Annotated in this window: 11 protein-coding genes; 9 read left to right on the plus strand and 2 right to left on the minus strand. The window is 50.3% G+C overall.

The features are described 5' to 3' along the window. Positions 1-17 precede the first annotated feature (17 nt). A complete protein-coding gene (locus tag F1728_RS27610) occupies positions 18-3539 on the minus strand; it encodes an efflux RND transporter permease subunit (RefSeq protein WP_145187194.1) in 3522 nt (1173 codons plus the stop codon). Continuing rightward, entirely contained in the window at positions 3536-5497 is a 1962-nt protein-coding gene (locus F1728_RS27615; RefSeq protein ID WP_145187191.1) for an efflux RND transporter periplasmic adaptor subunit, read from the minus strand. Before F1728_RS27615 ends, F1728_RS27610 begins: the two co-directional genes overlap by 4 nt. 1840 nt (positions 5498-7337) lie before the next feature. Between F1728_RS27615 and F1728_RS27620 the strand changes: the two genes are divergently transcribed. The 9 genes from F1728_RS27620 to F1728_RS27660 all read left to right on the plus strand — a co-directional run bounded on the left by F1728_RS27620 (position 7338) and on the right by F1728_RS27660 (position 17019). After that, positions 7338-7895 (plus strand): hypothetical protein, encoded by a 558-nt coding sequence (locus tag F1728_RS27620; protein ID WP_145187188.1) that lies wholly within the window; start codon positions 7338-7340, stop codon positions 7893-7895. 442 nt (positions 7896-8337) lie between these two features. Further along, the gene (locus F1728_RS27625; RefSeq protein ID WP_145187185.1) at positions 8338-9165 is read left to right on the plus strand and encodes a hypothetical protein; all 828 of its coding nucleotides are present in this window, start codon (positions 8338-8340) and stop codon (positions 9163-9165) included. A 374-nt stretch (positions 9166-9539) separates the two neighbouring features. Next, positions 9540-9830, plus strand: coding sequence for a glycogen-binding domain-containing protein (locus tag F1728_RS27630; protein WP_145187182.1), 291 nt, complete (start codon positions 9540-9542; stop codon positions 9828-9830). A 113-nt stretch (positions 9831-9943) separates the two neighbouring features. Further along, positions 9944-10393, plus strand: a complete 450-nt coding sequence (locus F1728_RS27635) for a hypothetical protein (RefSeq protein WP_145187179.1) — start codon at positions 9944-9946, stop codon at positions 10391-10393. A gap of 337 nt (positions 10394-10730) precedes the next feature. Beyond that, positions 10731-11993: a cation:proton antiporter gene (locus tag F1728_RS27640; RefSeq protein WP_145187176.1), complete on the plus strand. Its 1263-nt coding sequence runs from the start codon at positions 10731-10733 to the stop codon at positions 11991-11993. A 314-nt stretch (positions 11994-12307) separates the two neighbouring features. Next, on the plus strand, positions 12308-13669 hold the full coding sequence (locus F1728_RS27645) for a Glu/Leu/Phe/Val family dehydrogenase (protein WP_145187173.1): 1362 nt from the start codon (positions 12308-12310) through the stop codon (positions 13667-13669). A gap of 69 nt (positions 13670-13738) precedes the next feature. After that, positions 13739-15757, plus strand: coding sequence for a 2Fe-2S iron-sulfur cluster-binding protein (locus F1728_RS27650; RefSeq protein ID WP_197996665.1), 2019 nt, complete (start codon positions 13739-13741; stop codon positions 15755-15757). Positions 15758-15761: 4 nt separating this feature from the next. Then, positions 15762-16532, plus strand: a complete 771-nt coding sequence (locus F1728_RS27655) for a hypothetical protein (RefSeq protein ID WP_145187170.1) — start codon at positions 15762-15764, stop codon at positions 16530-16532. Between the two features lie 37 nt (positions 16533-16569). After that, positions 16570-17019 carry a TolC family protein gene (locus F1728_RS27660; protein WP_145187167.1) on the plus strand — a complete coding sequence of 150 codons (450 nt, stop codon included), beginning with the start codon at positions 16570-16572 and terminating at the stop codon, positions 17017-17019. Positions 17020-17021 lie beyond the last annotated feature (2 nt).

Genomic DNA, 17021 nt, shown 5'->3' on the forward strand with positions numbered 1-17021 from the left:
AACGAATTCAGACCCGACTAGGAAACGGGCCCGGTAAGTGCTGGATCGAACGACGAATTCTGCGATCCAGACTGTTGTTGATCCTGACAGAGCACGTGTCCCTGCAGCCCCACTCTAATTTTGAATTCCAGGTATGCACAATAGATGGTAGGGACGATGAATGTAGTGAAAGGTTCGACCAGCATGCCACCCAGCACAGGCAGTGCCATCGCGCGGGCCACATCTGCCCCGCGCCCCTGCGAAATCAATACTGGCAGCAGGGCAAAAATCGTGGTCAACGTCGTCATTACACAAGGGCGAATGCGTTTCAGCCCTGCTTCATAGATGGCTTCGCGTAAGTCAGCGATGCTGGTAACCGAACGGCGTTTCAGTGTCTGCTGAATGTAGGTAGCCATCACCACGCCATCGTCAACCGCAATACCAAACAGAGCGATAAATCCGACCCAAACTGCGGTATTCATATCCACGCCCATCCATGCTACAGCAATCATTCCACCGGCAAAGGCCACCGGAATCCCCGAAAAGACGATCGCCGCGATGGCCAGATCTTGAAAACTCAAATAGATAATCAACAGATTAACCAGCAGTACTGTGGGAATGATCCACATCAGTCGCCGGTTGGCTTCGATCTGGTTCTGAAACGACCCCACAGCCTGTAACTCGAAATTTCCATCGGGAAAGGTCAGTGTCCCGTTTTCCCGAGCAGCCCGTAATGCAGACATCACCTCATCAACGGTTTCCAGATCCCCAGAAGCACCTGAAGGAGAGAATGCGACGTGGGCAACGAGACGGGCATCTTCGCTGTTAATCGCCCCTGGCCCCCAGGTCGTAGTAACGTCTGCCAGACGTTCCAGGGGCACAATATCTCCGCCGTGTGTCACCACGGATACCTGACGTAAATCATCCAGATCCTTGCGGACGCTCCGTTCAAAACGGACCTGTATCGGGTAGCGTTCGCGACCTTCCACTGTCGTAGTGACATCGATTCCTCCTAACCCGGCAGACACGATCTGATTTACCATCATCGTCGTCATGCCATAGCGGGCGGCTTCTTCCCGGTCGACTTCGAATTCATAGTAAGGCTTGCCCATCACAATGTCGGGATTGACGGTTCCCGCGTTGACATAATGGTTCTGCTTCAGGTTTTTTGCGACTGCCAGCGATGCTTTTGACAAGCCCTCCAAATCGTCGCCGTAAACCCGAATCGCCATTGAGGCCTTGATGCCGCTCTGCAGCATGACGACACGTCCTTCGATCGGCTGCAGAGGTGAAGCCGGTGTTACCCCCGGCAGGGTAGCCACTTTGTTGATTTCGTCCCAGATCTGTCTTGCGGTTATCCCTTCCCGCCATTCGGCGCGGGGCTTGAGCATGACATAAGTTTCGACCATTGCCGCTGGTGCCGGGTCGAGTGCAGATTCCGCGCGACCAATTTTACCCAGTACATTTTGCACTTCCGGGATCTCTTTGATCAACGTATCCTGGGCCTGCAAGATCTCCATCGTCTGAGAGAAACTGGCAGCTGGATACAGGCTGGGCATATAGAACCAGCTGCCTTCATCCAGGGCAATCCAGTCATCCGACTTCAGTCCCGTAAAAAAGTGTTTCGCATCCACATAGCCGGGCACCTCGTTAAGGTCTGCTCCGAGTAGCGAGACGACCTGTTCCAGGGGACGTAACACCGTCGGCAAGCCCAACCAGGCGCCTGCCCCCAGAACCATGATCATCGCGGGGATAGAGAGCATCAGCAGCTTATGCCGTAGCGCCATCCTGAGCCGGCCCGCATACAGAAACCGCACAAAACGACTGGCGGGATTCTCTTCCATGGAACGAATTTTCTCGCACGTTACCCACCAGCCCAGCAGAAAACCGGCTACCGCAGCAAAGACAGTTGCCGCATACAGGGTCAACGACGACCCTTCGGCGATGTGGTCTCCCCAGACAAACCAACAGAGGGCGGCTGTGAGACAGCCTACGCCCGCGCCTGCCGCCAGTTGTCCCCAGCGGGGGATTTGCGAACTGCGGAGAAAGATCCGACAGAGCATCGGCAGCACGATCACCGCTACAATCAGGCTGGACACCAGCGCGAACGTCTTAGTCCAGGCAAGTGGAGCGAACAGTCTATGATCACGGCCGGTCAGAAAAAAGACGGGTAGAAAGCTGATGATCGTCGTACTGACGGCGGTGATTACGGCGGGGATCACCTCAGCGGCTGAATCACGGATGACGGTCAGCCGCTGCTGGGGACCACCCGCAGAACCGTTGGCTTCCCAGTCGGACAGGCTGCCATAGATGTTTTCCAGAATGATAATCCCCATATCGACCATCGTGCCGATCGCAATCGCGATACCTGCCAGCGACATGATATTGGCATCGACACCAAAAGTTTTCATGGCAATGAACGACATCAGCACCGCCATGGGCAGTGTGATGGCAATAATGATGCTGGCGCGGATGTGCAGCAGAAACAGAACCATAACCGCGATGGTGATGATCGTTTCATGAATTAACGCTTCGGTCAGCGTGGAAACCGTCTCGTCGATCAAGACACTCCGATCGTAGACGCCATGTATTTTTATTCCACCCAACTCCGTCTCCAGAGAATCAATTTTGGACTGAACACGCTCGATCACTTTACGGGGGTTCTCACCATAGCGCATCACCACCACCCCCCCCACGGATTCATGTCCATTAAAATCCAGGGCACCGCGTCGGAAGGCAGGACCGGTCTGGACCTGGGCTACGTCGCTGATACGAATCGGCACGCCTTTGCTGACGGTGATCACCGTACTGTTGATCTGTTCGATGGTTTCCTGTTCCGTTTTATCCGCACCGATAAAACCCTTGCCGCGAACAATGAATTCCATCCCGCCCGTCTCGACGGTCTTGGCGCCGACGTCGATGTTTGATGCCTTGACCGAATCAATTACCTTGCTGAGCGGGATGTTATGGTAGCGGAGTTCATCCGGGTCAACTTCGATCTGATACTGTTTCACATAGCCGCCAATCGAAGCCACCTCTGCCACACCGTCTACTGACTGGAGCGCGTACTTAATAAAGAAGTCCTGCTTCGATCTCAACTCAGCCAGATCCATATCTTTTGGCGGCTCAAGCACATAGTAGAATATTTGTCCTAAAGCAGTGGCATCTGGTGCGAGTGTTGGAACCACACCCTCCGGTAGAGAACCGTTGACTGTAGTCAGTTGTTCTGCCACACGAGAACGGGCCCAGTAGAAATCGACATCATCGTCAAACGTAACCTGCACGAAGCTAAAGCCGAACATGCTTTTGCCACGGACACTTTTGGAACCCGGTACCGCCTGTAACGCAATCGAAAGTGGATATGTAATCTGGTCTTCCACATCTTTCGGAGACCGTCCGGCCCATTCAGTGAGCACGATTACCTGGTTTTCGCCCACATTGGGAATCGCATCGATGGGAACCTGTTGCGCCGAGTACCAGCCATAACCGAGCAGAGCAACGGACAGTAGTACAATCAGGAGTCGTTGACGGAGGCAAAAATCGAGTACGCTGTGAATCATTGTCGAGCCTTCTTATTCTGTCCGGCGGCTGTTTGTGGTGTGACGGGCCGTGGTGGTTTCAGTTTCAAAGATTCGTGTTCTATTTCCATGTCCATAGGCATATCAATTGGGGGCAGGCTGTCGTCAAATTCCATGATTTCAGGCATATCCAGGGGGGGGAGTTCCATATCATTCCCTGAGTCGAACTGATTCTTCGATGCATCTGCAGTTTTGATTATTTCCAGATATTTCTGAGGATGTTCCAAAAGACTTTCGCGGCAGCCTTCACAACAGATGAAAACAGTTTCTCCATTCACGTCTACTTTGGGAGGTGCGCCCATCGAACCTAGATACATCATGGTTACCGGACAAATCCGTTGATTTTCGACCAGTTTTTGGTCTGTTTTAGGGAGTTTCGAAAGCGTGGCCAACATCGTTTCCGACAGGCCTTCATCCGGCAGCGGTTCGGCCCGAGTCGGATCAATCAGAGAAGGATTACCCGCCAACTGCATCTGCGAATCGATCAGGAAGTTCCCCCTGGTCGCCACCTGTTCCCCTTGTGTCACCCCTTTCAGGATCACGATCTGCTCACCACAGATCGGACCGAGTACGACGTTGCGTATCTCAAAGCGACCTGGCTTGGTTTCGACATAGAGCACACTGTGTTCGCCCGCCATCAGAACCGCATCGCGGGGCACTGTGAGCGCTTCACTCTCAGCAAATGACTGCGACACATAACCATACTGCGACGTGGGAACCAGATCTTGGCCTGACAGAGGGCACTTACCGGAGGCTTTGGCGATAATATGAGGATGTCGCGGACAAATCCAACAATCCGCTAACTCGGAATCATAGATGCCGCTTGACTTTGCTTTGCTTCCCGCAGGAAGGGAGATCGTCGCGCGTGCATAATCTCCGACGCGTAACTGTCCTTGTAGATTCGGTATCACAATCCGCACACCCACCGTACGAGTCTGGGGATCGACCTGAGGATCGATAAACGCCACACGGCCGGAAATGGTCTCATCGGGCTGAGACTGGATAATCGCCTCGACTTTCTGTCCGTAACGGATCGCTGCAGCATCTTCAGGAAACAGCTCGAGCATCAGCCACAACTGCGAAAGATCGGCCAACTGATAGATGACCTGACCTTCTTTGACATACTGGCCTTCGATGGCCTGTTTTTTGATCACCGTTCCACTGATGGGGGCACATAAATGCATTCGGCTATTAGCAGTGCCCGTTTTTTCGATTTCGTCGATCTGTGACATTGTCATGCCAAGTTCGACTAACCTCTGTTTCGAACTCTGATAGAGATTTTCGTTAGTCTGGATCACCCGCTGAAGTGTGGCAGAGCGACTGTGCTTTAACGCTTTTTTTGCCAGAAGCAGCTCGACCTGACTCGAATAAAGCAGGGGCGAGTAAATATATGCCAGATGATCTCCCTGTTTGACTTCGACACCGGTGAAGTCGGCATAGAGTCGTTCAATACGACCGTCCACATAGGCAGACAGTGTTTTAAGGTTGCCTTCGTCATAGCCCAATTCACCCACGGAATGGATTGTATGAGTCAGAGGGAGTGATTGGACCGTTGCGGTTTGAATATTGGCAATCCGTCTGGCAGCGGGATCAATGTGGACTGCGCGGGGATCTGAGTTCGAGCCATCGGAAGTCGCGGGCACAAGCTCCATTGCACACACCGGACACCGGCCGGGTTCTGATTGAGGCGGGGTGCACATCATCGGACAAATATATTTGATGGCTTTGCTGAGAGCAGAACCGTGACTATGGCCTCCTCCGCCTGCAGTAATAAATCCCATCTGCTGGGCGACTCCCAGTCCGGCGATCAACAGTGCCCCACACAGCAGAAACAGTGCTGGTTGTACCAGTAGTCGAATCCACCAATGGCGTGTCTCCTGTTTGCGCTGAGAGGCTGCATTATCTACAGCGCAGATCTCACTTTTATTAGAATTATTCATACCAACCTCAACAGAATTGTTTCAGCCAACTGTAATCTCTTAGGAAAATGGGGTCTGTCCGTTTTACTTTGGCCAGGGATTGATGAATCGAAAACGCATCAACTCTGGAGCGTGTTAATACAACTGTAAAACAGGGGCAAACTGCGCGCACAAAGACAGCAAAGGCGTGAGATCAGATCAGCCAGCGGCAAAGAATCTCTTGCTGGCGAGGAATGGGCCGAAATGAGAATGGCAGGGTGTCAAACGTAGCGTCTGCTTGCGATTGTTTCATGCAGACAGCAAACGTGACGACCAGTGCGGCTGCGCGCCGGGATGATTCACGTTCATGTGAACTACGATTTTCATCCGGAGCGGCAGGAAGTTCCTTCTCGACTGAACATCGGCATTGCAGCTGATGAGATGATTGAGAGCAGCAACTGTATTCCGCTTCAATCAAGGGTAAGCAGCAGCACGCTTCAGTACCACAATGACTACCAGCCTGCGCTAACGGAACAATTCCCCCGAAGAGAGTTGCTGCCACCAGCACACAGGAAGTCAATGAGTGAATAGAAAACGGAAACATCGCTACACCAGTCAAAAGGAAAGTCTCATTTGTTTTAAGGCCCAGACTTACGACAGTCAAGTCTGAATTCTGTTCACGCTAAGCTGAGCAATTCTCATGGTCTACCCTAATACTGGATTTTTAAAGACTTTGCATCGTTTAATGCGATCAGAAATTTGTTACTGATTGCGAAACGATAGCGCAGGGAAAAAAAACAGACGTGTGAGCAGCGCGTAAAGATATTGCTAAAACTAACCTATAGCGTGAAGCGGCAAAGAGATACGCAGCGATCAAGGGACACCAGAGATGCTGAAATACAGCGAGGTTTTCCCAATTTTGGTGGCTGATCGACAAGAGTCGTCACCACCGTCAACTGTGACAGGCTCACCAATTTTTCGGAAGGATTTTTCGCGTCTGATGACGGTACAAGGGGACTAACGGGCTGGCTTTGCTTACCACAATGACAGTTTGTCCCGCAAGAGCATGAACCAGGTTCTGCAGCCTGAGTTTCGATACAACAGGCGTCTTTTTCTGACTGTGACTCACAACCAGAGGCAGAGTCTGTCGTGATTTCTGTACCCTCTCCACAATGGCAGATTGGTGCACCCGTACAACAACAGCAGTTCGTGAACGATAGAGAACAACCAAGGCTACAGTTACAGGAAGCAGCAGGTAGATCTTGCAATGGAACTGTCAGCATAGCTAGACAGATCAAAATGCGAGTCGTGATTGTATTAGTCATCCACATGAAAGAAAAACCCTTTATTCTCTGCTGCCCTGTGTCAGCGAGGAAGTTTCTATCCATTTAAATCGGTCCATACAGAAATGAACTACAGGCGAACTATCTGGAAATCGTCAATCTTTTCAGGATGTGTCGCAAAAATGTAGATGCTAAAGATTTGGGTAGACTGCGGGAGTATCTTCATAATCAGACATAGAGTCAATAGAGGTTACGCTTGCATCTCTATCATGTAATCGATGCAGAAACTGGTGAGATGAAAATCTCCAATCTGAATCTGAACTCATTACATTTCAATCACTTCCATCATCAGGGGAGGCGATTCATTACATAAATAGAATGGCCCCTTTAAGTTCGTTCTGTCGATTATGCCAACCCAAATGGACCAATTCTCCCGCAGTTATATTTCAATGTTGCCAGGTCACTATTTCTTCAAAGTGAGCTAAAAAAAGCTGATATTTACAAATTCAAAGTAAGTCGTGAAGAAACCGGTATCATCACGCATCCAATACCAGCGATAGCGTTCAATTTAACATTTCAAATATTTTTGGGAGAAGATCATGAAACACTCACGTCTCTTATTAGCAGGAATCTGTTTTGCTATCGTCGCGCCTGCGATATTGTCAAAAGATCTGTCGGCGTTTGCCCCGCCGGGATCGCGCCCATATATGGGAAAGCCTCACTATGGGTCGAGCACTTTCCGTTCATCGCGCAACATGAATCACGCGAGAGATTATTCTCGTGACCTCTATTACTATACTCGTGATGCTCAAACCATCGACCCAGAACTGGCAAGGTCAGAGTCCACAGAACTCGCGCGGAATATCGACGCTACGAAAAAGGAACTCGCCACGATCCGCAAAGAGTACGCCGGAGATAAAGAAGTCCTGGCGAGCTTAAAGGTAATTGAAGACCATCTAACGAATGCAACAGCACAACACAAGAAACTACACGCTGAATGCCAGATGGACACGTTCGATCGAACTGCTGGGATGAAATGCTGCAGTGACATCACCAAAGAGTTGGAAAAAGCGATGGCTGAGCATGCAGCGCTGATGCGTAAACTCGAAATTAAGGAACTAGCCAATAGTAAGAAGGAAACCACACCAAAAAAGTAAGTGTTTGTGATCTCTCCAACAATACTGGCGATCCTTACAGACAATGAAGGAGAGCATTATTTCATATTTTGACAAATTGAATACCTGCAAACGAGAGGGGATTCACCAAGGAAGTTGCTGTTCTTCCTTGGTGCCTTCGGATCTAGACGGATGAGAAATTCAAGATTTCATTGATTTTGTTTGTCAGAGTCGAGGCAAGGCCGCTCGCACTTCGTTCCAGCGATTGCTGCTAAAGGCCGAAGAGGAAATGGCTTAGAAAGCGACCATCCTCAATGCTCACGACAGCAAGTTCTCTCTGGCCTTAAAATAGATTGATGCGGAATACAAACATGATGCTGCCAAAGACACCATGATAACACGAAGGCGAAGCTCGAAAATCAGAAATAAAAGAGGTTTCCGTCTAGATTCTCAGTTAAAAATCAGTTGAATGAGGAGCGTTATAATGAACTACGCCACAAGGACCAAGAATTTTCAAATTGTTTTGACTTTGGTCGCAGTCCTTTTCTTATTGAGTTTAGTCAGTTTGAGGACAGTCCGCGCACAAAGTTCTACAGCGAAAGGTAGTCCTCACACGAATCACACTTCAGGCAAGTCAACCACCGGTGACCAATCGTTAGCCGCTCAAATTCAAGACTTACAAACCAAAGTGGCGAAACTCGAAATGACGTTACAGCAAAAGCACGATGGCAAAATGGGCTCCGGGATGAAAAGCAATCCGATGAAGGACATGATGGGGAAAGGTATGGGAAAAAAAGTTGGCATGGGCATGGCAACAATGTCTGGGCAGCGAATGTCTGAAATGGGAATGATGAATGGAAAAGGAATGTCGGGAATGGCAATGATGGGACAGATGAAAGGCATGGGGCAGATGCAGATGCCGTCGGCATTGCCTGGGTTTGCCGGCGCATCGCACATCTATCATATTGGCGCCACCAGTTTTTTTCTCGACCATTCACAGCACATCACGTTGACTCAAGAACAACAAGTAAAGCTGAATCAAATCAAGGAAAAGGTGTTGTTGGGTCAGGCCACATTTGACCGTTGGATTTCGGAGGCAGAGCAGGAACTTTGGGTGTTAACCAGTTCCGATACGCCCGCCGCGGCCAAGATTGAGACCAAGATTCGTGAAATCGAAAAACTCCGTAGCGACAAGCGGATCGCCTACATCCGAGCAGTCGGGGAAGCAGCCAGGGTTCTCACTGACGAACAACGTCAAACTCTCGTCGGAAACTTGTCTCCGGATCACCAGACGACGGGGGCGCGCGAATAGAACTAAGTCATCACTCACGCGGGAAAAGGTCTGAGAATAGTTACTAAATTTTTTATAGAGCAAGATGAAGAATAAGTAAGAATACGAACAATAACCACCGCTACGGCAACGTATAATTTGCCATGAGCAGAATTTTGTGAACTAGAAGCACGAGATCACGTTTAGCAAATGATTTGTTTGTCACGGCATCCAACTATAGCGATTCAAAATGCTGCCAAAGCTTTGAATGCTGCCAGGTCTGATTCTGGCAGTCAATTGGGGGTGGGAAGCAAATCATCACCTCTGTGGCAAAGACAAAGTCCACCCAAGTAGATTCTGAAATCATTAAGACTCTCGACGAAAAACCCTCTTGTAATGTAACAAGGAACAGTTTTATGTCAAAACGAAAAACAAAATCGACGAAGTTTAACTGCCACGCACCAGACGCTGAAGTTGTGTTTTTGGCCGGTACATTCAATGACTGGCAAATGGATGCAACACCGATGACAACGGACGGCAAAGGTAACTGGACTACCGAATTGAAATTACCACCCGGGAGGAGTGAATATAAGTTCGTCGTGGACGGCCAGTGGTGCTGTGAGCCAAACTGCCAGACTTCGGACGAATGCCCCAAATGTGTTCCGAATGACTTCGGCACGCTGAACCGGTTCGTCGATGTCGTATGATTTTCCCCGTACATTACGGGCAATGAAAGGAGAGACGAAAAACAGCACGTTCACAATATACGGTCAGAAAAACCATGTTTGTCCTCAACTAACTAGTTAAAGGAGCCACGCTCATGACAAAGAAAACTAACCTCATCAGCAAGCTTAGCATCACTACTGGACTTACACTCGCTATTTCGATGATGGTGTGGTGGTCCGTTGCAGCCCAAGCAGATGACAAAAAACATGATGCTCATCATGGGCATGATGCGGTCCATATGAACCACATCAAGACCCAAGCAGAGGCGGAAGCTCTGAAGCCGGGAGACTCGATTGCCATGGCGTGTAGCATGTGCAAGCATGTGATGGTCCAGCATGTGACTAAGGACAAATCGCATGTCAAAATGCTGACTATTGGCCAAAAGCACAAATGTGCCGCTTGTGGCGGTAGTGTCGCTGTTGTTGGTACCGGTAAAGGCAAAGGAAAGAACGAAGAAGTGAACCATGTTTGCTCGAAGTGTGGTGATGACGCGATGTTTGTCTGTGCGACCAAGCCTGGCAGCGGTGCTAAACACCATCACTAACCAGGCAAAAAGAAACCTGAAATAGTTAAGACTTAATCTGACCGTGAGGGTCAGGACTACACCAAGCTGTCACCGTAGGGCAGAATCCCAACCTGCCCTACGGTTGTATAAGTCCCTGTGGGGAGTCAAATTCGCTATGTGCCGATTCGTCCTTTACATGGAGGCCGAGATCACTCTGAATGTCTTAACAACGCGCCCATCTAACCGAGCATCGTCGATAATCATTGCGTCTGAGCCACTCAACGACGAGCCAGACTGAGAACCCGTTCCGCACAACCATCTGTTACCGATACTTCCCAACCGTTCAATGCAGCTGCGAGGCATCGGGTGATCGCTCATGGACATAAAATCTGTCACCATTATCGCCTTGGGAATCATTCTCTTCGGTCTTGTTTCGGCGCGATTGCGGCAGAGTGTCGTCACTGCACCAATGGTCTTCGTCTTATTCGGTCTGTTGATTGGAGATGCGGGCTTTCGCCTACTCGAATTCCAACTGGCAAACAACGCAATATATTTTCTTGCTGAACTGACTTTGGTCATAGTCCTGTTCACAGACGCATCGCGGATCGACCTGAAACTGCTGTACAGGGAACATAATCTGCCGGTCCGGTTACTGACGATTGGACTGCCGCTTAGTATTGCTTTCGGTACCCTTATCGCTTGGTTGTTATTCCAAGAACTGGGTTTTTGGCAGGCCGCTGTATTGGCGACGATTGTGACGCCAACTGATGCCGCTTTGGCCCATGTTGTGGTTACGAATAAATTAGTACCGATTCGAATTCGCCAAAGCATCAGCGTCGAAAGTGGTTTGAATGATGGGCTATGTCTACCACTGTTTCTGATCTTTTTGTGCGGCGCACGTGTGGCTGAGCATCCAGAGTCGACCGCGTATTGGGTTCGTTTTACCGCGATGCAAGTCGGCCTTGGTCCACTGGTCGGCATCGGAGTTGGCTACGTCGGGGGTAAACTGATTGAGCATGCGTCACGACGCGAGTGGATCAGTCATTCGTTTCTCGAACTCACGACACTCGCCCTAGCACTGCTCTCTTTTGGTGCAGCCGAGTTAGTCGGCGGCAACGGTTTCATTGCGGCCTTCTGTGCAGGACTGACCATCGGAAACGTCTCGCGAGCACTCTGCGGCGCAGTTCGCGAATTCGCAGAGACCGAAGGGCAGTTACTAACGTTGCTGGTATTTCTAGTTTTTGGTGCCGTCCTGCTGCCGCAGGCCTTTGCCAACATCACATTCCTTGGGTTTTTCTACAGTATTATGGGATTGACTGTGCTAAGGATGCTGCCTGTGGCAGTGAGCCTTGTGGGAACACGGCTGCGACGGGATACACGTTTGTTTGTCGGCTGGTTCGGACCACGCGGAGTTGCATCGATTGTATTTGCTTTGGTGCTGATGGAAGAAATTGCTATCCCTGCTCGGCAGGAGGTCTTCGCAGTAGCCATGGCGACGGTGGCTTTAAGTGTGTTCAGTCACGGATTAACTGCCTATCCTGCAGCGAAATGGTATGCTCGTCGCACAACGGCCACGAAGAAATTGGGTGCAGCCGCTGAGCACGAATCAATCAACGAAATGCCGTTTCACCGATACTGAGGTAATTTCCACGGACGCGAACTCATGGCGTGTTGACGAAGTTCCGGAAGTGGAGAACGTTTTTGCGTTTGTCATATATATGATGCGCCGTGCATCAACGGGGATCAATTGGGACAGGATAGTGGTTCCAATATTGCTGGCCGTGGAGGGCTTGTGTTGCCAAGGCCGTAAAAGAAGAAAAAAATCTACTACATTCTGAAGAATGCCGTCCTAAGCAGCATCTAAGGAACTATAGGAGACTGGTGCTCTCTAAACCGAGTCAGCATTCAGCCTTGAACAGGCTATAGCAGACATGATTTCAAGAGGTAGTAACGATGGCCAAACAGGAAGTTAACGGAATTTTTGAGGACGCCATTGGTCGACTTGATCAGGCAGCTGAATTCACAAAAATTGATAAAGAGGCAATCGAGCGACTGCGGCACCCCAAGGCTGTGCTGCAGGTCTCAATACCGGTTCGCATGGATGATGGCTCGCTACGGATTTTTCAAGGATTTCGTGTCCGACACGACGACACACGTGGACCGACAAAAGGTGGCATCCGCTTTCACCCAGGCGTGTCTCTGGATGAAGTAAAGGCGCTGGCCTTCTGGATGACCTGCAAGTGTGCCGTGGTGGGCATCCCATTTGGAGGCGGAAAGGGTGGCGTGATTGTTGACCCAAAACAACTTTCACGGATGGAGTTGGAACGGCTGAGCCGCGGATTTATCGGACAAGTCGCAGACTTCGTTGGGCCAGAAACTGACATTCCGGCCCCGGACGTGTATACAAACGCCATGATTATGGGTTGGATGATGGATGAATATTCAAAAATTCATCGCCAACGTATACCGGCTGTGATCACCGGCAAACCAATTCCTTTGGGCGGTAGTCTAGGGCGTGACGACGCGACGGGCCGTGGAGCATACTATTGTATTAAGGAATTGGAGAAGCTGAAGGATTGGCAACCAACCGACATTCGTGTTGCCGTTCAGGGATTCGGAAATGCGGGACAACACGTCTCACGACTGCTACATGCTGACGGTTACCGTATCGTCGCCATCAGTGATTCGCGAGGTGGTATCTATCGAGCCGAAGGACTTGATATTCCAAGGGCCATCAAGTTGAAACAAGAAGGCCAGATGATTGGTGGCGTCTATAGTGAAAGATCAGTATGTGATTGTCCCGTTTGTGGAGACGCTGAGTCCAAGTGCAAATGTACCACAAATGACCCAGCTACGGGTGAATCAATCAGCAATGCCGATCTGCTGGAATTGGGCGTGGATATTCTGATTCCCGCCGCGCTGGAGAATCAATTAACCGCTGACAACGCCAGCCGAATCAAGGCGCCAATGATTGTCGAGGTCGCCAATGGCCCCACAACAAGCGCTGCTGAAGAAATTTTGGACAAACGAAACACGTTCGTGGTTCCGGATATTCTGGCTAATGCGGGGGGCGTTACAGTAAGCTACTTTGAGTGGGCTCAGAACCGTGCGGGATATTATTGGACGCAAGATGAAGTACAAGATCGCTTGCAGCGCATTATGGCTCGGGAGTTCAACGCGATATACGAACTGATGACAAATCTCGCAATCAATATGCGAACGGCAGCCTATGCTCATGGATTGAACCGAATCAGCGAAGCGATTGAGTCACAAGGCACCCACCAATATTTCTCGAACGGCATCGTCTCAAATTAAAAATGAGAGCGAGACCAGCGTAAGTTAATCGCCGCAATGAAAGCTGATGTGAGAGTGACTGGAGACAGCATGCGTAAAGACTTGATTCTGAACTTTAGGGCAATCCCTTGGACCAGTGTACCGTTCCTTGCTGTGCTCGGCCTTGCGTTCATGGTAACGTCGCTCACCTATGGGCAGGTGTCTCCCGAAGAGCACAAAAAACATCACCCGGGACAGGCTGGAACAGGTAACGCAGGACCGGCGGGCAAAAACCCTGGCATGATGGGGGGCGGCAAAGGTGGTGGCATGGGCGGAATGATGGGAGGCGGGAAGGATAGCGGCATGGATGTCATGATGGAGAGAATGGGCGCGCCCAAGCCCAAAGAACTGTACCCCAAGCTGATGGACCTGCCCGACCTACCCATGGAAGAGCGGGCTGTGATCGTACAGGAAGCCCACCAGCGGATGATGGAAGGCGCGAAACTGCTAGCCACTGGGCTTGACGAACTGACCAACACCGTACCTACCGACGATTTCGCTGCGATGCAAGTGGCCACGGCCAAGATGCGAGAGGGTTTAGCGCAATTTGAAAGTGGTTTGGCTGCTCACCGTGCAATCGACGAGGGTAAAGCTCCCCGCAACGTCGCTTTACAATGGTTTAAGCGCGAGATGCACCTGCTGCCACCTGCAGGTGCGAAACCGACGGGAGTGCGGCTCTGGGGCATGACGCCCTTTCACACAGGAGTGATGGTTTTACTGAGTGTCTTCGCTGCCGCTATGATTGCCATGTACTTCTTTAAGATGCGTCGTGCATCGGCGCTGCTTGATAAACTTATCACAGACGAGTCGGCTAACGAAGGTGCCAGTACGACGAAGGTTTCTCCCTCGACCAGTCTGCCATCAGATTCACTGACTGAACCTGAGCATCCTGCAACCTCGAAGGATTCCAATAAGTCGGCAACCGTTGCCGATTGTTGCAATGATTCGGAAGAGACTTGCCCCAGTGACGAGGAATTAACTGATCGGCCAGATATCTCAGCAGGTCTCCTGCCGATTCGTAAGAAGAAGCTATGCCGGTTGCGGGTGGCCCGCATCAACCAGGAAACACCCGACGTAAAAACTTTTCGGCTGGTCGCCTGCCATGGGAGCGGCATCCCTTTTAATTATTTGCCAGGTCAGTTTCTCACGCTCACGTTGCCGGTCGGCGAAAAACCGATCAGGCGAAGTTACACGATCTCTTCATCGCCAACCCAGGGATACTACTGTGAGATCTCAGTCAAGCGGGAAGAATATGGCGCGGGCTCTCGATATCTTCACGACGAATTAAAAGTTGGCGACACAATCGAAGTGCAGGCCCCTAGTGGCAAATTCATATTCACAGGCAAAGAGGCAGACAGCATTGTGTTGATAGCTGGTGGCGTGGGGATCACGCCGATGATGAGTGTCACCCGCGCTCTGACGGACATGGTCTGGAATGGTGACATCTACTTTATCGTGGCCTGTCATGACCCTGAGCATTTCATCTTCGAGTCCGAACTTAAGCGGCTTCAGGAGCAACATGAGAATTTGCATGTTTTCGTTGCGATGAGTCGCATCGAAGAGGAAAGGGATGGCTATCGGAAGGGTAGGCTATCGCGAGACTTATTAGCTGAGTGGGTGCCAGAAATTGCTTCCAGACGGATTCACATCTGTGGTCCGGTTGCGATGATGGATGCAGCCAAGAAAATGCTGCTCAAACTCAAAGTGCCTATGGAGAGCATACACACCGAGAATTTTGGAGGCGAACAGAAACCACAAGTACGAGCCAAAGAACGAGCGAAGGCGGCTGGGACGGACATTGCTGAGACTGGCGGAACGGTGACCTTCAGTAAGTCAGCCAAGTCAACACAATTTCAGGTGGACGAGACCGTTTTGGAGGCTTCCGAGCGGGTGGACGTTGACATCGACTATTCCTGCCGGGTTGGCTCGTGTGGGGTGTGCGTAGTCAAACTCCTGTCAGGAAAAGTTTCCATGGAAGTTGAAGATGGCTTGGAACCGGAAGACAAAGAGACAGGAATGATTCTTGCCTGTCAAGCAAAATCATCCGGCAATGTAAGTGTAGAAGCGTAAGAAGATGAAAGAGCGTGAAAAAATCGTAGTGACTGGTTTGGTGGTGTTGATGCTCATCACCTGGCTAGGTTTCCCGTTTCACGAATCACCACGGTTCGCAGGCAGTTTATGGGGCGGAATGTTCGGTGTGACTGGTGCGCTGCTGATGCTCGTGCCACTTGCTTATATGATCGTCAAACGCGTAAAACGACTCAAGAAAGTTGTGACAAAGTACGTCTCCATGCGGACACTGCTGGCGTGGCACATTTATGCGGGAGTCACTGGACCAATCCTGGTAGTGATCCATAGCGGCCACAAGTACGAAAGCCCACTTGGTATCGCTCTGACAGCGATGACGTTGCTGGTTGTGGTCAGCGGCTTTGTGGGACGATACCTGATGAACCAGATCTCTACAGAAATCCGCGAGAAGAATGCCCAGCTTGGTAAATTGGAAATAATTTATGATCACACTAAGAAAGAACTGGCGAATCGTCCTCAGGAAACCCACATAGTCCGTAACTTCACTGGCTTCTTTTCCAGACAGGCTGCGAGATTCTTCCTTACAGAGAAATCCTTGCCGCAAACAAATGATGCCTTTGCTTCGTCCCCTCGCGAAATGGTTCGCTTGGCCGAGGCCATTGCCGATGTCGAGTACGCCATTGCAACCCATGAGAATTTTAAAAAGTGGTTTGGAAAGTGGCTCAAGTTGCACATCATAATCTCGTTCATTTTGTACGGACTGTTGGCTCTACACGTGTACTTCGCGATCTATTTTGGTCTGAGGTGGTTTAGGTAAGCATCATCTTTAACTGACATGTCCCAGGAGAAAAACCATGAACACGACACTTCGACTTAATCAATTTGTGACCGGCTTCTTTATTGCGACGATTCTGACCGTGGGGTCCGCTGGTTCATTCGGTAAAGAACCGACGGCTGTAACCGCGGAGTCCATCGTTGAACTTTTGCAGAAGCGTCAACTCGTACTTTCGCAACTTGTAAGAGTACAAACAGAAGCTTATCGCAACGGAGAAACTGGTATAGAGTCTGTTGTACAGGCGCGTCAGCAACTTCTGCTGGTGAAACTCGAACTCGCCACTAGTCATGAAGAGCGGATCAAGCTGCTGGAGAGATCTATTAAGTTGGCGAGTGAGTTGGAGAAACTTGCCGAGGCGAAACATAAATCCGGGAATGGTTCCGCGGCAGATATTCTGAGCAGTCAGTCAGATCGCCTGAAAGTGGAAATCAGACTCGTACGTGAGCGACAGAAGAAAAAGCAGGGCTGAAA

The sequence above is a fragment of the Gimesia benthica genome, from assembly GCF_009720525.1.
Lineage (GTDB): Bacteria > Planctomycetota > Planctomycetia > Planctomycetales > Planctomycetaceae > Gimesia > Gimesia benthica.